This window comes from candidate division WOR-3 bacterium, from assembly GCA_039804165.1.
Taxonomy (GTDB): domain Bacteria; phylum Hydrothermota; class UBA3072; order UBA3072; family UBA3072; genus JAFGHJ01.
In genome coordinates this window covers 15,733-37,638 of record JBDRZZ010000002.1, presented here as the reverse complement: position 1 = coordinate 37,638, position 21,906 = coordinate 15,733, and the positions used below count along the sequence as shown (strand labels likewise).

25 protein-coding genes and 1 tRNA gene are annotated in these 21,906 nt (G+C 34.0%); 7 read left to right on the top strand and 19 right to left on the bottom strand.

Translation table 11 applies throughout. The features are described from left to right. The first annotated feature begins 13 nt into the window (after positions 1-13). Positions 14-463, top strand: coding sequence for an arginine repressor (argR, locus tag ABIN61_01260; protein ID MEO0292834.1), 450 nt, complete (start codon positions 14-16; stop codon positions 461-463). On the opposite strand, the gene ABIN61_01255 is transcribed toward argR, so the two are convergent. From ABIN61_01255 to ABIN61_01220, 8 genes are all read right to left on the bottom strand, one after another. After that, entirely contained in the window at positions 464-1,711 is a 1,248-nt protein-coding gene (locus tag ABIN61_01255) for a GGDEF domain-containing protein (GenBank protein MEO0292833.1), read from the bottom strand. Between the two features lie 98 nt (positions 1,712-1,809). After that, a complete protein-coding gene (locus ABIN61_01250) occupies positions 1,810-2,859 on the bottom strand; it encodes a S1C family serine protease (protein MEO0292832.1) in 1,050 nt (349 codons plus the stop codon). Positions 2,860-2,865: 6 nt separating this feature from the next. Continuing rightward, entirely contained in the window at positions 2,866-3,309 is a 444-nt protein-coding gene (locus ABIN61_01245) for a zf-HC2 domain-containing protein (GenBank protein MEO0292831.1), read from the bottom strand. After that, positions 3,306-3,767, bottom strand: coding sequence for an RNA polymerase sigma factor (locus tag ABIN61_01240; GenBank protein MEO0292830.1), 462 nt, complete (start codon positions 3,765-3,767; stop codon positions 3,306-3,308). The genes ABIN61_01245 and ABIN61_01240 overlap by 4 nt, the downstream gene beginning before the upstream one ends. A 40-nt stretch (positions 3,768-3,807) precedes the next feature. Further along, the gene (locus ABIN61_01235) at positions 3,808-4,935 is read right to left on the bottom strand and encodes a glycosyltransferase (GenBank protein MEO0292829.1); all 1,128 of its coding nucleotides are present in this window, start codon (positions 4,933-4,935) and stop codon (positions 3,808-3,810) included. A gap of 71 nt (positions 4,936-5,006) precedes the next feature. Beyond that, positions 5,007-5,801, bottom strand: a complete 795-nt coding sequence (locus ABIN61_01230) for a slipin family protein (protein MEO0292828.1) — start codon at positions 5,799-5,801, stop codon at positions 5,007-5,009. Then, positions 5,802-7,064 carry a nodulation protein NfeD gene (locus tag ABIN61_01225; GenBank protein ID MEO0292827.1) on the bottom strand — a complete coding sequence of 421 codons (1,263 nt, stop codon included), beginning with the start codon at positions 7,062-7,064 and terminating at the stop codon, positions 5,802-5,804. 73 nt (positions 7,065-7,137) lie between these two features. Continuing rightward, on the bottom strand, positions 7,138-8,166 hold the full coding sequence (locus tag ABIN61_01220; GenBank protein MEO0292826.1) for a uroporphyrinogen decarboxylase family protein: 1,029 nt from the start codon (positions 8,164-8,166) through the stop codon (positions 7,138-7,140). A gap of 591 nt (positions 8,167-8,757) precedes the next feature. Here ABIN61_01220 and ABIN61_01215 point away from each other — a divergent pair. From ABIN61_01215 to ABIN61_01190, 6 genes are all read left to right on the top strand, one after another. Then, positions 8,758-9,540 (top strand): PepSY domain-containing protein, encoded by a 783-nt coding sequence (locus ABIN61_01215; GenBank protein MEO0292825.1) that lies wholly within the window; start codon positions 8,758-8,760, stop codon positions 9,538-9,540. Then, positions 9,500-9,700, top strand: coding sequence for a hypothetical protein (locus ABIN61_01210; protein ID MEO0292824.1), 201 nt, complete (start codon positions 9,500-9,502; stop codon positions 9,698-9,700). The genes ABIN61_01215 and ABIN61_01210 overlap by 41 nt, the downstream gene beginning before the upstream one ends. 20 nt (positions 9,701-9,720) lie before the next feature. Continuing rightward, positions 9,721-9,978 carry a hypothetical protein gene (locus tag ABIN61_01205; protein MEO0292823.1) on the top strand — a complete coding sequence of 86 codons (258 nt, stop codon included), beginning with the start codon at positions 9,721-9,723 and terminating at the stop codon, positions 9,976-9,978. After that, complete coding sequence (locus ABIN61_01200) at positions 9,938-10,132, top strand: hypothetical protein (GenBank protein MEO0292822.1); 195 nt, start codon at positions 9,938-9,940, stop codon at positions 10,130-10,132. The genes ABIN61_01205 and ABIN61_01200 overlap by 41 nt, the downstream gene beginning before the upstream one ends. A gap of 159 nt (positions 10,133-10,291) precedes the next feature. Then, the gene (locus ABIN61_01195) at positions 10,292-10,474 is read left to right on the top strand and encodes a hypothetical protein (GenBank protein ID MEO0292821.1); all 183 of its coding nucleotides are present in this window, start codon (positions 10,292-10,294) and stop codon (positions 10,472-10,474) included. 15 nt (positions 10,475-10,489) lie between these two features. Beyond that, positions 10,490-11,230: a hypothetical protein gene (locus ABIN61_01190; protein ID MEO0292820.1), complete on the top strand. Its 741-nt coding sequence runs from the start codon at positions 10,490-10,492 to the stop codon at positions 11,228-11,230. 133 nt (positions 11,231-11,363) lie between these two features. Here the strand turns inward: ABIN61_01190 and ABIN61_01185 are convergent, their stop codons facing one another. The 11 genes from ABIN61_01185 to ABIN61_01135 all read right to left on the bottom strand — a co-directional run bounded on the left by ABIN61_01185 (position 11,364) and on the right by ABIN61_01135 (position 21,881). Further along, a complete protein-coding gene (locus ABIN61_01185; protein ID MEO0292819.1) occupies positions 11,364-12,497 on the bottom strand; it encodes a glycosyltransferase in 1,134 nt (377 codons plus the stop codon). Continuing rightward, entirely contained in the window at positions 12,482-15,070 is a 2,589-nt protein-coding gene (locus tag ABIN61_01180) for a helicase C-terminal domain-containing protein (GenBank protein MEO0292818.1), read from the bottom strand. The genes ABIN61_01185 and ABIN61_01180 overlap by 16 nt, the downstream gene beginning before the upstream one ends. Continuing rightward, positions 15,057-15,731: a pseudouridine synthase gene (locus tag ABIN61_01175; protein ID MEO0292817.1), complete on the bottom strand. Its 675-nt coding sequence runs from the start codon at positions 15,729-15,731 to the stop codon at positions 15,057-15,059. The genes ABIN61_01180 and ABIN61_01175 overlap by 14 nt, the downstream gene beginning before the upstream one ends. Then, positions 15,721-16,269 carry an SMC-Scp complex subunit ScpB gene (gene scpB / locus ABIN61_01170; GenBank protein ID MEO0292816.1) on the bottom strand — a complete coding sequence of 183 codons (549 nt, stop codon included), beginning with the start codon at positions 16,267-16,269 and terminating at the stop codon, positions 15,721-15,723. The genes ABIN61_01175 and scpB overlap by 11 nt, the downstream gene beginning before the upstream one ends. Beyond that, positions 16,236-17,720, bottom strand: a complete 1,485-nt coding sequence (gene murJ, locus ABIN61_01165) for a murein biosynthesis integral membrane protein MurJ (GenBank protein MEO0292815.1) — start codon at positions 17,718-17,720, stop codon at positions 16,236-16,238. The genes scpB and murJ overlap by 34 nt, the downstream gene beginning before the upstream one ends. Then, positions 17,717-18,889, bottom strand: coding sequence for an iron-containing alcohol dehydrogenase (locus ABIN61_01160; protein MEO0292814.1), 1,173 nt, complete (start codon positions 18,887-18,889; stop codon positions 17,717-17,719). Before ABIN61_01160 ends, murJ begins: the two co-directional genes overlap by 4 nt. Before the next feature lie 42 nt (positions 18,890-18,931). Next, a tRNA-Pro gene (locus ABIN61_01155) sits at positions 18,932-19,006 on the bottom strand. Continuing rightward, a complete protein-coding gene (locus tag ABIN61_01150) occupies positions 18,997-19,650 on the bottom strand; it encodes a protein-L-isoaspartate(D-aspartate) O-methyltransferase (GenBank protein ID MEO0292813.1) in 654 nt (217 codons plus the stop codon). The genes ABIN61_01155 and ABIN61_01150 overlap by 10 nt, the downstream gene beginning before the upstream one ends. Then, positions 19,634-20,383 (bottom strand): 5'/3'-nucleotidase SurE, encoded by a 750-nt coding sequence (gene surE, locus ABIN61_01145; GenBank protein ID MEO0292812.1) that lies wholly within the window; start codon positions 20,381-20,383, stop codon positions 19,634-19,636. The genes ABIN61_01150 and surE overlap by 17 nt, the downstream gene beginning before the upstream one ends. After that, positions 20,374-21,051, bottom strand: coding sequence for a glycosyltransferase family 2 protein (locus ABIN61_01140; GenBank protein ID MEO0292811.1), 678 nt, complete (start codon positions 21,049-21,051; stop codon positions 20,374-20,376). The genes surE and ABIN61_01140 overlap by 10 nt, the downstream gene beginning before the upstream one ends. Next, positions 21,048-21,881, bottom strand: a complete 834-nt coding sequence (locus tag ABIN61_01135) for a lysophospholipid acyltransferase family protein (GenBank protein MEO0292810.1) — start codon at positions 21,879-21,881, stop codon at positions 21,048-21,050. The genes ABIN61_01140 and ABIN61_01135 overlap by 4 nt, the downstream gene beginning before the upstream one ends. Positions 21,882-21,906: the final 25 nt, after the last annotated feature.

The window sequence follows — 21,906 nt, the reverse complement described above, 5'->3', positions numbered from 1 at the left end:
TTAATATTTAAATATGTCTAAAAATAAAACCCGCCGGATAGAGTTTATTAAAAAGATTCTGGAAGAAGAAAAAATACACACACAAATTGAACTTAAAGAAAAACTAAAACAAAGGGGAATAAAAACTTCTCAATCAACACTTTCAAGGGATCTCAAAGAACTTGGATATATTAGGGCTCCAATCGGAGATGGTTCTTACAGACTTATAAAGATAGAAGAAAGTGGGGAGGAGAGGCTTGACTTGCTTTTTAAACTTGGTCTTGTTGAGATCACCCCTGTAAACAATATTATTGTAATTAAGACAAAATCTGGTAATGCCCCAGCTGTATGCACAGCTTTAGATAAGGCAAGAATTGAAGGAATTGTAGGAACTATAGCGGGAGATGACACAATTTTTGCTGTTGTAAAAAACAAAAATTTTACCAATCGGATTGTAAAAGAGCTTAGAAAATATATAGAATAATTATTCTGTCTTAGAAAACCTTATTTGATTCCTACCGCTTTTTTTCGCTCTATAAAGGGCTTTATCTGCAAAACTTAAAACCTTATAAAGATCTTGTTTTATCTCTTCTCTTTGTGAAATACCAATAGATACTGTCACTTTTATCTCCTTATTTCCTATTTTTATTTTAGATTTTTGAATTGCTCTTCGTGCAGCTTCCATAATTGCCTTTACCTTTTTCAGAGTGTTTTGGGGGAATAACACCACGAATTCTTCTCCTCCATAACGGCAAACAACACCTCCTCCGACTTCGTTTCTTAAGATTCTAATTGTGTGAATTAGGACCTGGTCTCCTATTCTATGCCCATATTTATCATTAATATCTTTGAATCGGTCAACATCAACAATTGCGATTACAAAAGGGGGAGAGGTATCAATTTTTGTTTGTTCTTTAAGGATTTGCTCACAATAACTTCGGTTATACACCAAAAGCAGAGGATCATAAAAAGAGCGATGTTCTAATCTTGCCACCCAATGAATAAAAATTCCAATTAAGAAGAAAAAAGGAGCTACAGTGAATATATAAGAGTTTAGAAGAAATGTATTTACTTCTAACCTATTGAGATACCATCCTCCTCCCAAAAGTAATCCCATGCCTCCAAAAATTCCTCCTAAAAAGAACTGGTGTTTTAACATTAGGAGAGAAAAAACTAAATTGAGAAGCGTAATTAAGCCTGGGATAAAGTTTACCCAAAATATAATGTCATATTTCCCTTCGAATATATAAAGAATTTTGTGAGATTTCTCCAAAAAAAGAGAAAGAAGAAATAATTCAAGAATAACAGCAGTGATTGTGATTCTCTTTGCCAAACGATATTTTAAAAATGTTGGGGTTAAAGTGCTTATAAAAATTCCGAAAAGGGCTAATAAATAAAGTCCTGAAATGAAAAATTGGGAGTCCTTAAAAGAAAAAAGGCCTAGCCCTGAAAAAGAAAAGGCTAAAACAGAGATACCTGTAAGATGAGAGCAGAGAAACACTTTTGAATTGTGAAATCTTGGATAAGAAAAATAACCAATAGAAAGAACCCCTATCCCTTCTAAAATCCCAATATAAAAAAATATCCTTCCTAAATTCTCTGGATTTAAATTTTTTGGAAGAAAGTTAGAGAACCAGAGCCCAAAGAATAAAAACATCAAACTGAGGAAAAATAAACTAAAACCCCATCTCCCCTCATATTTAATGTTTCTCTCTTTTCGTTTTTTATGCATAAAAAAAACATAGAGTCAAAAGATAAAATAGTCAAGACTATTTTATAGAATAGGAGAAATTTTGGTTAGTTTTTTAGTAAGATTTATAAAAATTAAATTTATTTTAATTCTTCTAATTCTTTTTTCAACTCTTCTAATTCTTCAGAAAGTCGTAAGATTTTTTCATTCAAGATTTCTTTTAAATCTTCTTTATTTTCTTCAATAAGTTCTTTTGGAATAATTTTTTCTATTTTTAAATCTAAAGGAATCTCCAACCTTTTCTCTTTCTCTTCTCCAAGTTTTACAGGAACTTCCATTCTTTTTTCTCCTCTTATAATAGTAAGAACAACTGTATTTCCAGGCTCTTCAATGAGGATTAATTCTTTAAGTCTTTCTATATTAGATATATTATTACCATTAAGGGCCAGGATAATATCTCCTTCCTTTATACCAACCGAAGCTGCTGGAGACCCTTTTATTACTTCCTTCACAATTACTCCCATTCTGTCTAAGGGAACATTCTTTTCTATTTTAACCCCAAGCCATGCTTTTTTTACAACCCCTGTTTTCTTTATTTGTTCAACCGTATTTAAAATATAATTAACTTTAATTACCTCTGCAAAATTATTGCTGGTTCTTAGAGAATATAGAAGAGAAATTGGAGAATGAACTTTCCCTCCTAAGATGCCCAAAAGTTTGCCTTCAGAATCAAAAACTCCAGACCCATTATTGCCCGGAGAGAGGGGAACGGACACGTTAAAAGAAATTCCTTCTGGGCTCTGAAGGAAACCCATACCAATCATTCCCAAACATCCAAATGAGTTTCCATAAATATAACAGAGTTGCCCTTTATTTATTTTTGTTTGAAAGGAGGGGGGAGAGAAATCTTTTTCCGTTTTTATTAAGTGAATTCCTGTGCTTGGATCTCTTCCAATAACTTCCCCTTTTGTTATATTTCCAAATCTATCTTCTATACTTACTTTCTCTCCCACTTCAATGAAACCTACAGTTACAATGTGATTCTTTCCTACCACTGTTCCGGTCATAGAAAGTTCACTCTTTTCGACTCCAATAGAAACGACAAAAGAAGAAATACTGTTCTCAAGTTGCATCACTTCTTTTTCTATTTGAGAAAGATAAGAAGAAAGCAAAATAAATAAGGAAATCATTTAACCTTAAAAACTCCCTCCAGAATAATTTGTGAGAAGAAAATTACCTTCTTTTTCATAATAAACTTCTACATATGGATTTTTTTCTTCTCTAATAATATAATAATTTTTATATTCCTCTCTCACTTCTTCGGAGATATATCTTTCCTCATTTTTAAGGAACGGTAAAAGAGAGATAGCCAGTAAGCTTAAAAAAGAAAAACTCAAAGCAACTTTTCTAAGTCTGTATAGATTTCTTCTTGGAAATCTCACAATTCGTTTAAGAATTTCATCAGAAGGCTTTGGAATTTCAATACTACGAATGCTATATCTTATACTTTGATAACTGTGGAGTAGTTTATTACATTCATCACATTTCTTAATGTGATTCTCTACTTTAGTTATATCAATTCTCTCTAACTCTGCATCAATATAAGCTGAGATTAACTCTTTAATAGATTCACAACTCATTTGCCCTCCAAAAAGTTTTTTAATTCTTCTCTTGCCCTATTTAAGCGTGATTTTACAGTACCCTTTTCAATTCCTAAAATCTCTGCAATTTCTTTATACTCTAATTGGTTTATTTCTCTTAAAACAAGGACCTCCTTTAATTTTGGAGATAATTTTCTTATTCCCTTCTCAATATCAAGCCGTAATTCAATATCTTTTTTCCTCTCCTTTAATTTTAGAAAATCCAAGCTTATTTTATTTTTCTTTTTTCTCCAATGATCATAAACTGTGTTTCTCGCAATCGTAAGTAAATAATTTTTCCAATTTTTTACATCCGTATTCTGAGCCTTTATCACTTTTATAAAAGTATCTTGCAATAGATCTTCGGCTTCCGCTCGATTTTGAACCATCCCATATATATATTTATAAATATACTCATTATAATCCAAAAATATCTGTTCTATATTTATGTTATCCATCTTTAAAGACGTTAGGGTTTTGTTATATGTTCCATTTCTTCTATAAAATCTTCATAAGAAGCTCAGAATATTCCTTTCCAAGATTTTCCCAAGAGTATTTTAAGTAATTAGAAGTAGGTTTAAATTTACTCAAATTCTTAAGAACCTCAACAATAGAGGTTGCAATACTAAGAGGTGTTGGCTCACAAATTACACCAGAAGAGCCTATTAAATCTTTTATTTCTTCATTTCTGGTTATTGCAATAATTGGCTGTCCAGCCGCAATATATTGGTATAGTTTTGAAGGAATTAGCCAAGAATCTTCTTTCCCTCCTCCTATTAAAATGAGTATATCTGAATTTCTTAGTTCATAAAAAGCCCTTTTGTAAGGCAAGTATCCTTTGGAAATAAGGCTTAAGCCAATTTCTCTTGCCCTTTTTACTAAACCCTCTCTCATAGAGGGTCCTATATATTTAAAAGCAATTCTTTCTTTCAATTCAGGGTTTAAGGCAAATAGCTCCTCAAATCCCTCAAAAACAATTTCCGGATTAAAGATATCACTAAATGAACCCATATAAGTAAAAATGAGTTTCTCTTTTTTTTTCTTTTTAGTTGTAAATGGATAGTTCTTATCAAAGCCGTTTCTTATTAAGTGAATTTTATTTTTAGCCTCAGGATACTCTGAAATTAGAATTTTTCGGATTCCATCTGTTACAGTGATAATAAGAGAGGCTTTTTGAATGCAATATTTTTCTATTCTCTTTGCAAGGGCTTCTTCCCACTTAAACAGATATTCTCCAAGGTAACTTCCTACCCATAAGTCCCTATAATCAATTACACAAGGAGTATTTTTAACAAAAAAAAGCAATAACATTAGGGAAAAAGGAGGACAGGAGATTACTATAACATTTGTTTTTTTTATCTTTTTTAAAAGAAAAGGCAACCACAAAACTTTATTATCTGGGAAAGATAGATAATCTCTTTTCCCACTCCCAGACTTAAGTATTTTGCTTGGTAAAATGTGAAATGGATCTAAGGAAGGGGTTCTTATAATGTTTAAGTTTTTTGTATTAAAGCTTTCTTCATCCTTTGGGTAATTTCTTGGAGGATAAGGTGTATAAATATCTACTTCCCACCCAAGTTCTTTTAAAACTTTCGGGATATTATATACTCTTCCTATTCCCCCCATTCCCATCGGGGGAAAGTAATAAGTGATCCACGAAACTCTTCGCTTTACTTTACAACTCCTATTCTATTTTTTTACTCCATAAAATCTTCCGGAGTAACTTTACCTTTCTCTCCTATAACTTTCGCTAATTCTAAGAAGGGTTTAAATAATTCTATTGGAAGAGGGAATATGGTTGTAGAGTTGTTTTCTGTAGCAATTTCTCTTAAGGTCTGTAAATACCTAAGTTGTATTGTAATTGGGGATTGTTCCATTAATTTTGCTGCCGAGACAAGTTTTTCTGCAGCTTGATATTCACCCATTGCGTTTATTATCTTTGCCCTTCTATCTCTTTCTGATTCAGCCTGACGAGCCATTGCTCTTTGCATTTCCTGAGGAAGGTCTACGTGCTTTATCTCCACGGTTGTAACTTTTATCCCCCAAGGATCAGTCTCTTTGTCAATAACGGTTTGGAGTTCTTTATTTAGTTTTTCTCTTTGGGACAAAAGTTCATCCAATTCGGCGCTTCCAACCACACTTCTTAAAGTTGTTTGAGAAATTTGTGAAGTTGCAAATTTGTAATCCTCCACCTCAATTATAGCTTTTTCTGGCTCCATAACTCTGAAATAAACCACAGCATTAACTTTAACGGAGACGTTGTCCTTAGTAATCACATCTTGTGCCGGAACATCTAAGGTCACAACTCGTAGGCTTACTCTAATGATTTTCTCGAAAAATGGGATTATAAGAACAAGCCCCGGACCTCTAACTCCAACGAACCTTCCAAGACGAAAAGTAACAGCTCTCTCATATTCCTGAAGGATGTTTATTGCATTCGCGAGAAGAATTAGAAGAACAACAAATATTGCTATAATAACACCAATTGGCATTTATACCTCCTTTTTTTTGACTTTTAGGGTAAGACCTTTCACTTCTATAACCTCTACTAAACTTCCTTTCTTTATTTTCTCTTCTGCAACAGCATTCCAATATTCTCCCCTTATAAAAACTTTCCCTTCTTCTTGGGTTATGTCACTTAAAGCTTTTCCTATTCCTCCAATAAGTCCTTCTTTTCCTGTTGTTGGTTTCTTCCTCATTACCTTAGCAACCGCTCCCAGAGCGAAAAGAAGAAATAAAGCTGTTGTTCCAACAACCGCAAAGATTATTGGTTTTGAGATCTGAAGAAAATTTGCTTCTGATTTTATTAACATCATTGATCCTAATGACATTGAAACTATACCTCCTATTGTTAAAGGTCCATACGTTGGGGTTAAAACCTCCATTACAAACATGGCAATTCCAAGGATTATAAGAGCAACACCCGCATAATTTATTGGAAGAGTTTGAAAAGAATAAAAAGCAAGAATAAGACAAAGAGCTCCTAAAAGTCCCGGAAATATACCTCCAGGACTCCTTATTTCAAAAATAAGTCCATATAAACCAACGATGAATAGAATATAAGCAACATTTGGATTTGAAATTATTTTTAAGAATTCTTCTCTTGGGCTCATCGGAACGTTTTTCTTCTCTGCATTTTTTGTGTTTAATTTTTTTGTTCCCATAGGTAAACTTACCTCTTTGCCATGGATTTTCTCTAATAATTCATCTACCGTTGGAACTACAAGATCAATTATTTTTAGTCTTAAGGCTTCTTCTGCGGTAACAGAAGCGGATTCTCTTACGGCTTTCTCTGCCCATCTTGCATTTCTATTTCTCTTCTCTGCTATTGAGCGAATATAAGCTGCTGCATCTTCTCGTGCTTTTTTTATCATTGTTTCTTCTGTTTTCCCTTCTCTATCCTCCCTTCCAGGAGAAATAGCTACAGGATGAGCGGCTCCTATATTTGTTCCTGGAGTCATCGCTGCTATATGGGCAGCAAGAGTAATGAAGACTCCAGCTGAAGCATCTCTTGCCCCTGAGGGATGCACGTAAACCACAATTGGAATTTTGGAATTTAACTCATCTTTGACTATTTCTCTCATGGCTTCATCTAAACCACCCGGGGTATCAAGTAAAAGGATAAGAGCCTCTGCTTCTTCTTTCTCCGAAAGTTCTATTACCCTATGAACATAACTTGCTGTGGCCGGACCAATAACCCCTTCCACCTTTCCTAAAATGACAAAGCTTCCCAACAACCATAAGATCAAGTTCATACTTTTATAATACCAAAACAAAATATTAAGTCAAGTCTTCTTAAAAACAGTTTATATTTTCATTTAAAAAAATTTAATAATAATTAACAGTATCAATAAAAGCTTTAATATTTTCCGAAGAAACACCGGGAGGCATACCACCACCACAGGAAAGAATCACTCTTTTCTTATCTTGAAGTGAATCTATTAATTCTATAACAGCATTTTTTACATCACAAGGAGTTCCTTTTGCAAGAACATCCCTTGGAGGAATATTCCCAAGCATTACTACTTGGTTACTTGTTTGGTTTTTCAACTCGTTAATGTCTGTATCAAAACCCATATTGAAAAGATTAACCCCCAACTCGGGCAAGAATTTAATTGAAGCCTTACAAGAGGCATCATTATGAAGGAATTTCACCTTTGCTTCAATATCATATAATTCTTTAAAGTAAGGTAACCCGAAAGTTTTAAAATCTTCTTCCCCCATAAAACCTATAATATCGTCCAAAATGAATATCCCTTCAATTGTCGGAAAAGTCTCCTTTTGAATGTAATGCCATTTCTTTAAGAAATCTGTCACTTTTCTCAGCAAAGAATGAGCTTTCTCAGGCTCTGTTTTTATAAGGATTAAAAACTCCGTAATTCCCATTAGGAAGCTTGCTATATTCAAAGGGCCTCTTGAAACAGAAAATTTTATCTTATGACCCTCTTTCTCTATCTTCGTTTGGAAAAGTTTTAAACGATTTAGTATAAAGGGAAGAAATCCATCTTCCTTTGGATCAGGTATTTCTAAATCTTCAATTTCAGAAGAAGAAAGAATAATTTTTTTAGGATTTGGAAAAGCATTTTCAGGAAAAGAGCATTTTGCTCCAAAAGCCGAGGGTTCACTACACATTCCATATTCTGCCCAAAAACCAGGAAAAAAAATCACAGAGGGGAAATCATTTATTGCCTTCATATTCGCTTTAAACCAGAGTTCAGGCGAAGAGTAATAATCAAGGATAGAGATTCCATACCAATTTGGCAACCAAGGACTATCTATTATAAATCCAATAGGTAAAGGCCTTATCTCTTCTCCTTCTATAACCCTTAATAATATTTCCCACTGCTTATCAGTCATCCTTAACCAAAATAAAAATCATAAGATAAATGTCAAGAGGTAAATTTTTCTTTATTAAAGAACTCCTAAACCCTTGACAATTAATCTCTATACCTAATCCCTATTCCAAATTTAATAGAATTTATCAAAATTAAAAATTTTATTATTTAAAAATTCGATAAAAATTCTTATAATTCAATATTTTTTAAATATTAAATAAAAAACTTGGCAAATACAACTTGTTATTTATGCTACATCAATACTTCTTGGAGGTTATCTTTAAGATGTTCAATTTTTAACATTCATCTCTGAATTTTCTGTGAAGTAGGATTTTTTTGATGTTTAAGAAATGGGCTCCAGAAATTGTTCATTTTGGGAGGGGGTTTTGTTTAATAAGGGGGTAAAAAGTGATTTTAGGCTTAAAAAATTGACATGGAAAAACACTGGAGCTTTTTAGGAATATAACCAATGTTGGTTTGCCTCTAAGTGAATAAGTGTTGTGTATTTAATCTCTCTAAGTGGGTATAAGGTTATTTTAATTAAAAACAAAAGGAGGGAAAAATGAAAAAAGAAGAAAAAGAGAAAGTTATGACCCCAAGGTAAGAGTTTATTATGAAGAAGTTTAGACAGTTGGATTCTAAATTGCGAATGAGATGGGATCACAAGTTAAAAGCATCTGCTTTTATCTCTAGGAAAATTGCCGAGCCTTTTGAAGGAAAGCCCGAACGAATGATTATAGGAGCAGCCCTTGAATTCCTTGATGAAAACAAATCGCTCTTAAGAATGAAAGATCCCAAAGAAGAGCTCAAGCTTATAAAAAAGGTGAGAGACTCTAAAGGAAATACCTGCGTTGTTATGCAACAGATGCATAATGGAATACCAGTAGAAGGAGGCATAGCTCGAGTCCAATTTGATCCTAACCGTGCAATCAATTTACTTACCAATAAGTATCAGCCTGAGATTGAGATAGATACCAAACCCAAGATCGAAGTTGAAGATGCAATTCAAATTGCTCTAAAAGATGCTAAGGATGGGAAGCCCGAAGAAGGGTACTCTCCAAAACTTTGTATTTATCAACGAAAAGATAAAACTTATCTCGCTTATAATGTTCATATTGATGACTTAGAGCATGAAAGAGAGCTTCACTACTATATAGATACTCACAATGGTAAAATTATCCATAAAAATGCGTTGAGAAACATTGGAAGTGGGGTCGGTGTATATTCAGGAAGTGGTTCTCTAAGTACTGTTCTAGATGGGACTATCTATAAGTTAATTCACAATATCCGAATGTCTTCTGGAGGACCAGAAATAAGAACTTGTGATTTAGACGGCACCACTAATAATTGCAGTGATGCCAATATCAGCGAAGACAGTGACAATAACTGGAATTAATAGCACAACAACCCCAAGGAAAGACAATCAAGAAGCAGAAGTTGATATTCATCGGTATTTTGGAGAAATTGTAGATTATTACAGAACCAGGTTTGGGTGGAATAGTTTTGACGGTGGAGGAGCGACCATTTATGCAGGAGCACACAGAGGCACTGACTAAAATAATGTCTTTTATTCTCCATCTCAAAAAAATTTTACTTTGGTGATGGAAATAATGTTCTCTTTAGTTACCTTACAACAAGGGATGTAGTGGCCCACGAATTCACCCATGCGGTTACTGACCATACTTCAAATCTTGGGTATCCTGATGACCAACCATCTATTCCGGGAGATTGTCTAAGAAGAATGAACAATCCTTTGGATCCTGCTCTTGGTGCAAATTTCAGAATTCCAAACCATGTTGCTGCAGCTTTTAGATACTATGAGTATTGGTTATAAGGACACAACCTGTAATCTTGACGGAACAATAAAAGAAGGAGCCCCTCATGTAAACTGTGGTCCGGTTATTTATGCCGCATATTTTATGTTAATGGGCGGCATCCATCCAAACAGTGGTATTTCTGTAACTGGTATCGGTTACACCAAAACATAGGAGATATTCTGGCACATTCAGTCTATCGGATTACTTGGAAACTCTAACGCCCCATTTCTTGAATGCCGTGAGGCAGCTCTAAATGCAGTAAATGCTCTTTTTAAGACAGATCCAAACTATCTCCTAATTTTAGATTCTGTAAAAAATGCATTTACGGCTGTGGGTATTGGACCGGATATCTATGTGCGGGATAGTTTGACAGATGTTGGAACGATCCCTTCAATTGGTCATCTTTGGATGAGTCCTGATATTATAACTCGCACGGGAAAGGTCACTAATCCTCCTTTAACTTTAGGAGATATGAATGATGAGAATCTCTCAGAGAATGTGGAGTTGGGATAAGATAATTATATTTATGTGCGTCTTCAGAATAGAGGAGCAGTCCCAGGTGATGTAAAAGTGAGTGTTTATTGGGCAGAACCAAGCACTTTTGCAAATCCTTCTTCTTGGCATTTAGTAAGAACAAAAATGGTTTATAACGTTCAGCCTGGTTCTGTTTCTTTTGGAGAGATTATCTGGCCCGAAGATGCTCTTCCACCTCTTGGACATTTTTGCCCGGTTTGTGAACGCGATCATCCAATAGATCCTGCTCCTGACAAAACCTTAATTACCTCAGGCACTCTTTATAGTAAATTCATTTCGGAAAGCAATAACTTTGCCTGGAAGAATATCAATGTTGTTGATGTCCTACCAGAAGGGTTAATAGATATGGAATTTTTTATTGGAGGTAATGCCAACGAATATTCAGAAGTGAGATTTGAACTAGAAAAACTCCCTAAAGATACTGAAGTATATGTTAGAATTCTTCGCCGTCTTGCCGAAGGAGCAGAATTAATTGAAATGCAATTTGAAAAAGTGAATACTCGATATTCTTACTACAAACTAACTCCTGGAAGAGTTTGTTATATGAGAGGGATACCTTTTCAGAATCAAGATAAGTCAGAAATAGTTCTTTACCTGAAAATACCTTCAAAATCTAAAGAGGTTCATAAAAAAGGATGCAAATGGATAAACAAAATGTCTAAAGCCAATATGGTGGGGTTCCCCACTCTTTCCCATGCGCATATGTTGGATACGATAATTGTGATTTCTGTTTAGGTAGCTCCACAAGATAAGTTAAAAATTGGGGGCAGGGCTTCTTTGAATTTTTGGTTTTTAAATTGAATTAAAGAAAAGGGTACTTTCTCTATTAAGTAGGTTTAAGGCTAGAAATGGTAAAATTTGATAAACTTCAAAAAAGAAGACTTGATCCCAAATGTTTTTTCCATAAACCTTCAATTCCACTTACGGTTTTATCTATTGTAAAATTCTCTCTCACTCTTTTAAATCCTTCCTCTCCAAATTTCCTCCGTTTTTTATCATCTTTAAGAAGCATTTCAATTCTTTTAGCTAACTCCGAAGGATTTCCCGGTTCTACAACAAAGCCTGTTTTTCCATCTAAAACTACTTCTCCACAACTTCCTGCACTTGTAGTAACGATAGGAAGTTGAGAGGCCATTGCTTCTAGAATAGCAATGGGTAATCCTTCGTAAAAAGAAGAAAGGACAAAAACATCCATTACTTGAAGGATTTCAGGAACGTCACTTCGTTCTCCTAAAAATATAGCTTTAATTTTTAAATCTTTAGCCATTTCTTTAAGCCAAAATTCATCCTTTCCGCTACCGACAATAAGCAGTTGAGAATTTATTTTCTCTTGGACTACTCTAAATGCTTCTAACAAAATCTTTATTCCTTTAGTCGGTTCCTCTAATCTGCTAATAGTCCCTACAACTTTAGAATCAGGGTTTAACCCCAGTTCTTTAATCTTCTTCTCTCTATTAATTTTCCGGGAAAAGAATTTTATGTCAACTCCGTTATTGATGGTTGTAATAAATTCTTTTCTGATACCAATAACTTTGATTAAAAATTCTGTAACAGCATTAGAACAAGAATATAAACCGCAACTTAAAGGAGCTGTTATTCTCTCAATGACTTTCTGAATTAGGCTTACCCTTCCTGGAACTCCTTGAACAGAAGAAATGTTTGGAATTCCTAAGAGAAAACAGAAAATCCTTGTTGGGATATAAGCTCTATAAAGAAACGCAATTACTAGATCAGGCCGGAATTCTAATAAATAAAAAAAATATCTCCACAGAACTCTTAAGTCAAACTTACCTTTTCCAAAAAGAGATATACATTTAATCTTTTCTTTTTTTAATTCTTCTACCATAGGCCCCCATCCTTTAAAAGCAAGAACCTTAATTTCATAACCTCTATCTCTTAAAATTGGAGAAATTCTTGCGATCATCTTTTCTGTTCCGCCAAAGGTATAGCCCACAGTAACAAAAAGTATATTTTTAATTTTTTTTCTTAAAAAGACTCCCATCCAAATTCCTCAGAAAAATTTCTATAAATCTTTCCTTCCTCAAACCATAATCTAAGAGCATTTTTAGCTTCAAGACTTGAATGAACAATGGAAATTTCTGTTGGGAGTGACTCCAAAAAAATTGAACCATAAAATTTATCAAGCACTCTTTTATCAAGAATAAAAACAACGCCTGTGTCTTTCGTAGAACGAATCAGTCTACCAAATCCCTGTTTAAGTCTTAAAACCGAAAGAGGTAAGATATAAGAAGAAAAACCTCCCAAACCTCTTTTTTCAAAATATTCTGCTCTGGCACCAATAATTGGCTCGGAAGGATTAGGAAAGGGGAGTTTCTCTATAATTACTATTTCAAGAGACTCTCCCGGCACATCAATACCTTGCCAGAAGGAACCTGTCCCCAAAAGAACAGAAGAACGATTTTCTTCAAAAAGTTTAAGTAATTTTTTCCTTGACTTTCCAGGGGTTTGGATTAGAAGCTCTCTTCCAGCTTTGTCAAATTCTCCTAAAACTTTTTGATAAACTCCTTTCATATGTTTATAAGAAGTAAATAAAACTAAAGTTCCTCTCTCTGAAGGAAGAATGACATCCACTAAAAATTGTCCCACTTCTTCTATGAAAATCTCTTCTCCTGGGTCCGAGAGATAGGTAGGAATAATTGTTAGAGCTTGTTCTTTATATCTATAAGTTTCGGGAAGCGAGATTTCCTTAAGTCGTTCTCCGAGATTTCTAAGCCCCAAAACTTCTTTTATAAAATCAAAAGACTCTCCCACTGTAAGGGTAGCTGAAGTCATAACAAAAGAATCCAATTCCGGATAAAGAGCTTCTCTAAGATAAGAAGAAATATCAAGAGGAGCTGCTATCAATTCTATAGATAATGGTCGATCTTTATTTGGAAGTCTATAATAAAAGACCCTATCTTCTTCATCTTGTTCAATTATAATCTTAAGTTTCCGAATGATTTCCTGTAATTGGTCACCCAGATATTTTTCCTCCTCTTCTATAGCTTCAAACAGTTTATAAACTTCTTCAAGCTCTTCGCATATAAACAATAACGAGGAAATTTGTTCTCTATTATAGAAGCCCTCTTGAGAATCTCTATCTGGGACTTTCGCAGATATGCTCTGAAAGATTTCTTTTGTCTTATCAATTATCTCAACAATCTTTTTAGAAATTTTTCTGTCTTTTGTTCCTCTTATTATATTACTCAAAACTCCTTGAATTTCTCCAAAACTTATTGTTGTAGAGAAACCCGAGGTAGCAGCACTTTCAAGTTCATGAGCTTCATCAAAAATTACTTTTTTTGCATCTGGTTTTCCGGTAAAAAACAATGCATGATTAACAAGAATAAGATCAGCATTACCCAACCTATTTTTCATTTTATAGTAAAAACAAACATCATAGTAAGGACAAGACTCTTTATTACAACTCTCATCCATCGAGATTAAAGCCTTATTTATATCTCTAAAAAGGTATGAGATTTCTGATAGATCCCCAGTTTTTGTGATAGAACTCCAGAAAAAAAGAGAACAAAGAGATACAGGGTCAAGATTCTTAGGTAATTCTTTTAGTTTCTTTAAACAAAGATAATTTGAACGTCCCTTTCTTAAAACAGTGTTGACTCCACAACCTGTGATTTTTTCCGCAAAAGGGATGTCTTTAGTAAAGAGCTGATCTTGAAGAGTCTTTGTATAACTTGAAATATAGATAGGCTTCTTTTCCATTCTGGAAATTAATATGCTAGGTATTAAATAAGCCAAAGATTTACCCGTTCCTGAGGATGATTCAATTAAGAGAAATTCGTTTCCCCTGAGGGTAGCATCTACCAACTCAGCCATTTTAACTTGTGAAGGTCTTGTTTCTAAACCTTCATAATTAAAATAATCTTTAACGGAAGGAAGTTTTTTCACCTCCCCTTTTTTTCTATTCTCACGAAAATTAACAGGAATGTTATAAGGATAGGGCTTTCTATTTAACCCTTTATGTAAAGAAATCTCGAGAGCCTTTTTTATAATTTCTGATTCAGGATATTTATAGCTCAGTAAATCCAATTGAGTTTTTAAAAGATATGGATCAAGTTCTGTCATTAACTCAAAAATTCTCAAGAAAACATTTCCTGCAATTTCTGCATCTGCCAAAGCTCTGTGCCCTTCTTCATAGGGAATATTTAGATATTCGGCAAGATTTAATAGCTTATGGCTAGGAGCAAAAGGTAGGTAAATTTTGCTTAAGACAAGCGTATCGTAAATTGGATTTTCTATTGGTATATGTTTTCTCAGAAAATTAATATCAAAATCTATATTATGGCCAACTATAGGCTTATCTTTAATAAAATCTTTTATTGTAGGGATTAACTCTTCCAAGGGCTCGCTTCCATTAAGTTCTTCTTGAGTTATCCCGGTAAGAATTAAAACATTATCAGAAACTGTTTTTCCGGGATTTATTGTTTTGGAAAACTTATAAGAAATATCCCCTTTCTCAAAGAGAACCAATCCGATCTCCATTATTTTTTCATGATTAAAATCTAACCCCGTTGTTTCAAGATCCAAACTCACAAAAGATTCAAATTGCTCCAAAGGCATCCTCTTTCAATTTACGAATTTCTTCCTCTTTAAGCTCTCTCCATTCTCCAGGAGAAAGACCAGAAAGTTTAAGACTCCCAATTCTTATTCTCTTAAGTTTTTCTATTCCATATCCTAAAGCTCCAAGCATTCTTCTTATCTCTCTATTTTTCCCTTCTTTTAGAACCACAAAAATGCTCTTTTTGCTTTTAATAGCGAGTTTACTCACCTTGAGGAAATCTTTCCCTACTCTTATCCCTTCTTCTAATTTTTTAATATCCTCTCTTATTTCATTCGAGAGAATTACCTCATATTCCTTTTCTATTTGGAAGGATGGATGTGTTAATCTGTTTGCCAAAATTCCATCATTTGTGATAATAAGAAGACCCTCTGAGTTTGCATCCAGTCTTCCAATAGGGAATAGTCCCCTTTTCTTTATAGAAATAAGATCCATAACCGTCTTTCTCCCCAACTCGTCAGAAACAGTTGTAATAACACCTTTAGGTTTATACAAAATTATATAAGTAAATTCCTCTGGTAACTTAACCTCCTTCCCTTTAACCTCAACAACGTCTTTATTTTCCTGAACATTATAAAAAGGTTCATAAATTGTTTTACCGTTAACTTTTACAAGACCCTTTTTAATGAGTTCAGCTGCTTTTCTTCTAGAACTCACTCCCGCTCTTGATAGAAAAAGCTGAATCCTCATCTTCTAATGGAGGAAGATCCTTAATAGAATTTAGATGAAAAGTTTCCAGAAATTTATTGGTAGTTCCATATAAAAATGGATGCCCAAAACTTTCTTCTTTCCCAACAACTTTCACAAGACCTGCATCCATTAGAGTGTTTATAACCCCTGAGCTATCAACCCCTCTTATTCTATCTATCTCTCTTCTTGTTATGGGTTGCTCATATGCAATTATTGCAAGAGTGGTAAGAGCTGCCCTTGAGAGATATAATTCCTTTCTTCCCGTAACCTCCTTTATAATTTCAGAAAATTCTGGTCTTGTGAAAAGTTTATAACCCTTATTTACTTTTTTTACAGTAAAAGCTCTTTCTGTTTCTTCATATTCTCTCTCTAAAAGAACAAGGGCTTGCTCTACAACACTATTTGAACATCCTAAAACACCTGCAATTCTTTTCGTGCTTAAAGGTTCTGCCGAAGCAAATAATAAGGCCTCTATTGCCTTTTTAATACTTTTATCAATTTCCATATTTCCTCAATTTTTAATATATAACCTATTAATATAAAAATCAAGGTGAAAGAGATAAGACCAAAAAAGAAAGCAAAAAGATAGTTAAAATCTCTCCCTAGGAATATTGAAGGAACTCCTCCTAAACAAGAGGCAATAATTATCTTTATAAAGAATGATTTTAAATCTTTAAATATTTTCAAATAAGGTTTCATTAGAAGAAAGAATTGAATCAAAGCTGATATAGAAACCGCAAGGGCCAATCCCATAGCTCCAAAGGCTCCCATCATAATTATTGATAAAATTACATTAAATATCATTGAAATATAACTCATTACCATAGGGGTTTTTGTATCCTTTTTTGAAAAATATACATTTCCTATAACTTTACTTCCTGCAAGAAAAGGCATACCAAGAAGATAAGATAATAGAAGAGAGGCGGTTTTAAGGGAGTCTTCGAAAAGAAAAGCGCCACGTTCATATAAAATACGGACAATAGGGACACGAAGAGAAATCGATAGAAAAACAGCAGGGACAGAAAGGAAGAAAACTGCTCTTAGAGCGGATAATATATAAGGATATTGCTCAACATTCTCAGCTGCTTTTCTTGAAAACTCGGGAAGAGATACTGCTGCAACAGCAACACCAAACATTCCTAAAGGTAGTTGCATTATTCTATAAGCATAGGTAAGATGAGAAATGTTTCCTGTTGGGAGTAGAGAAGCGAGAAAAAGAGTTACACTTACATTTATCTTACCCGCGGCAAAAGAAAAGAAGACAGGGATTAATAGTTTAAAAGACTGCTTTACCCCAGGATGACCCCATTCTGGTTTCCTTAATTTTACTCCAACCTTTGGTAGAAAAAAAAGAAGAAAAAGAAGTTGAAGAATTCCTCCAATTAAAACGCCAACCGCTACACCAAAAATACCCAAAGATTTGTAAAGCAAAAAGGAACACATAACAACTGAAATATTAAAAAAGACTGTATAAAAACCCGTTACAAAAAAAAGATCAAAATAAATCAAAATTCCCATAACTACAGAGGCAAGAGAAATTAGAATTAAAAAAGGAAACATCATTCTTGTAAGTTTAACTGCAACTTCAAATTGTAAGGGATTTTTAGTAAAACCTTTTGCAAGAATAGAAATTATATGAGGGGAAAAAATGATCCCTAAGAAGACTATAAAAAAAAGAACTAAAATTAAAGGAAGGAAGAAAGAAGATAAATATTTGTTAGCACCTTCTTTACCTTCCTTTGTATAAAACTCTGAAAACACAGGAACAAACGCAGCATTCATTCCACCTTCACCGAAGAAATCTCTAAGGAGATTTGGAATATTGAAAGCCACTTGGAAAGCATCCATCCATAAAGAGGAGCCGAAAAGATAAGCATACACAATTTCTCTACCCATTCCGGTGACTCTTGAGATTAAAGTCCCTATGCTAAATCCACCAATCTTTTTTAACTTCATTCTGCCAATTTAAGAATATTCTCAATATCTTCTTTTGTTAGCTTTTTCAATCTTCCAACTTCTCCTTTATATATACTTATTACCTCTTCCGCCATATTAGAGAAATATTTATCATCTATTTTAAGCTCTCTCAGTTTTGAGGGTAATCCTAAGGATTTGAAAAAAAACCTTGTTTTCTCAATTGCTTTTTTAGCCACTTCCATTTCGCTTTTCCCTTCTATTCCCCAAACATTTCTTCCATAATTCGCAAATCTTTCCTTTGTGTTTTCATCCAGAACATACTCCATCCAAGTAGGATGTAAAACAGCAAGACCGGCCCCATGAGGAATGTCATAATAAGCTGAAAGCTCGTGTTCTATCTTATGGGTTGCCCAATCCCCAGATTTTCCTACCCCAAGAAGTCCATTTAGCCCTACTGTAGATGCCCACATTATGTTTGCCCTTGCAAAATAATTATTTCCTTCTTCACAAGCCACAGGGCCCCATTTAATCAACGTTTTCATTACACCTTCCGCCATTCTATCAGGAACCCACCAATCTATTTCTTCTGGAGAAAAATATTGCTCGAAGAGATGGGAGAAGATATCTGCAATACCATTTGCAGTATGTTCCTTTGGAACAGAAAAGGTATAAGTCGGATCAAGAATGGCAAATTTTGGTTTGAGATTTTCAGAACGAGCAGCTATTTTTTGTTTTTTCTCTTCATTGGTTATCACAGCATTTCCATTCATCTCTGAGCCTGTGGCAGATAGTGTAAGAACGACTCCGATTGGTAAAGCTTTTTCTATATCCTTATTATTTACAAAATAATCTTCCCAAACATTTCCTTTTGTAAAACCAAGAAAAGATATAGCTTTGGTTGCGTCTAAAACAGAACCACCACCAACAGCAAGAAGGAAATCTACCTTTTCCTCAATTGCTATTTTCGCACCAGAGATACAATGGCTAAGTCTAGGATTTGGAACAACTCCCGAATACTCAAACCATTCAAATCCGGATCTATTGAGTTCATTAGCAACCTCATTAAAAATTCCATATTTCTTAATCGAACCGCCTCCAGTCACAACCATCACCTTTTTCCCAAATGGCTTGATTGCTTCTCCAAGTTCTTTTACCTTGCCTTTCCCAAAAAAAATTTTAGTAGAAAGATTTAGAGAAAACTCAGACATAATGTCCTCCTCTTCCTATAGAAAATTATCCTTCTTATAATCTCGGGGCGAGTGGATTTGAACCACCGACCTCCTGCTCCCGAAGCAGGCGCGCTAACCAGGCTGCGCTACGCCCCGTTTTGCCAACCTCCTTTCCCTTTAAGAGGAACGAATCTTACTCCTATACTTTTAGTTGTAACTATTTTATCTTTTTCTTTTCTTAAAACAATAAGTTCCTGAGTAATAATATTACCTACAGGGATAACAATCTTTCCATTCTCTTTTAACTGTTGAATTAATTCTTCAGGCACTGAAGGAGCAGCAGCAGTTACCATAATTCTGTCATAAGGAGCATATTCTTTATAGCCGATACTTCCGTCTCCTAACACAACAGTTATATTATTGTAACCTAATTTACGCAAGGTCTCTTTTGCTCTTTTATAAAGTTCTGGTATCCTTTCAATTGTTATAACGCTCATTGCAAGTAAAGAAAGAATAGCAGCCTGATAACCACTTCCTGTTCCTACTTCAAGAACCTTATGAGTTTTATCCACATCAAGAAGCTCTGTCATAAGAGCTACAATATAAGGTTGAGAGATAGTCTGTTCCCATCCAATAGGAAGGGGATTATCTTGATAAGCTGCGCTTCTTAATCCTTCCTCTACAAATTTATGTCTTGGAACTTCTCTCATTGCCTTAAGAACCCTTTCGTCACTAATTCCTCTACTTATTATTTGTTCTTCCACCATTCTTTCTCTTTGATGTTTATAATTGACACTCATCTTCCCAATCCTTAAGTTTTTTTATCATATCAAAATCAGTATATTCCATATGAATAGGTGTTATAGATACAAATCCATTTTCTATTGCATCAAAATCAGAGTTTGAACTTGGAATCCAGGTTGGTTCTTCTCCTTTAAGAGAATAGACAAATTCATTTTCATTCTCCATACATTTTATAACCTTATCTCTATAAACTCTATTGCCTAAACTCGTAATCTTTATCTTTCCATTCGGTTTTGGAGGGAGGTTAATATTTAAAAAAACCCCCTCAGGCAATTTATTTTTAAGTATTTTTCTTGCTATCCAACGGACCACTTTTTCCGCAAACTGTGGATTAAATGAGTTTTGAAAGTCCACTTGAGAAAAAGCAATTGAAGGAATCCCAAGGAGTGTTCCTTCCATCGCTATTGCCACAGTTCCTGAGTAAGAAACATCACAGCCAAGATTAGCACCATGATTAATTCCCCCAAGAACAAGAGCGGGTTTCTCCTCCAAAATCCCTCGAACACTATAAAGAATGCAATCCGTAGGAGTTCCATCAGTAACATAAGTGTCTTCTTCAATTTTTTTTACTTTTATACTTTTATGAATAGTTAAGGAATGACTTGCTCCGCTTCTTTCTCCAATAGGAGCAAAGACAATCGTCCTCCCTAAATCTTTCACTGCTGCCCTTAGAATTTTCAATCCCAATGCATCTATTCCATCATCATTAGAAATAAGTATTAACGCCATAACATTCCTATAGCAAGTTTAATAAATCTCAATGTATCAATTAAAGGATTTATATGACTTTTAAACTTTTCAAAATATATAATTTTAATTGGGATTTCTTTTATTAAAAACCCTCTTCTCGCAGCTTCAATTATTATTTCAGTTTCCATCTGAAATTTACCTGTTTTTAAAGTAACCGTTGTAAGGACTTTTTTACTTATAAGACGAAACCCTGACTGGCTATCGTGTACCCTAATTCTACACAGAATAGAAGTTATAAAAGAAGTAAGGTTATTAACCATAAAACGTAAAAAAGGCATTTCAGCAAGATTGTGTTCTCTTGTTCCAATGATTAAATCAGCTCTTGTTAACTCATACGTTTTAAGGAATTTTGGTATCTCAGAAGGATCGTGTTGTCCATCTCCATCCATTGTAATAACCAAATCATACCCATTACGGATAGCAAAATCAAAGCCTCTTTTAAGAGCGGCTCCTTTACCTTGATTTCTTTCAAAACTTAAAACTTTACATCCTATTTTTTTTGCAATAAGACTCGTATTATCTTTTGAACCATCATCTACGACTAACACATCTTTTAAGGGGGAAATTTTTTTTATTTTCTTTAGTAAATTTCCAATATTTTTTTCTTCATTATAAGCCGGAATAACTATTAGTATTTTTTGGCTCATAATTTTTCAAAAAGAAACCATTGGTCTGGATATTTTCTTATATACTTTTCAAAAATCTCAACATATCTTTTTGCCCCCTCTTCGATTTCTCCTTCCTTAATTTTATAAGGTTCTTCAAAATAAACATGATAAAGCTTGTCCTTTTCTCTTACAGAGAAAGCAGGTATTATTGGGGATCCTAATTTTGAAGCTAAGAAGAAAGCTCCTTTTGGAATCTCAATTTCTTTACCAAACATTTTAACCTTAATAGGAGAACCATTAAATCTTCTATCACCTGCTAAGGCGAGAACACCTCCTTCTTTTAAAAATCTAACGAGATTAGCAAAACTTTTTTTTACATAGAAAACCTTCATCCCAACTTTTTTTCTATTTTTTTCATAAATATTTTTTATAAGTTCTGTTCTATATTCTATGGAAATCCCTGCAACAGGAAAGCCAAGATAACACATAAGAGCCGCACCCCATTCGTAGTTTCCCAAATGGCCTGTTAATATTACCACTCCTTTCCTTTCTTTAAATGCTTTATAAAGGTTGTAAATATTTTCTCCTTTCAAAAATTTTCTGAAATTTCTTTTGTTTAAAAAACCTCCCATTAAAAGTTGTTCATATAAACAGAGAGAGAGGTTAATTCCTGCTTTCTTTGATATATATAGTAATTCTTTTTCGGTTTTATCCTTAAAAATCTCCTTAAGATTAGAAAGGTGATTTTTTATACCTTTTCTATATATAAAAGTATAAGAAAAACGAGCGAACCCTCTCGCAAGAAGGTCTCCTAACCCCTTAGGTAAAGAAAATGCCAAAAACTTAAAAAGCAGAAAAAAGAAATTCATTCAAAAATTAAAGAACATATTTTAT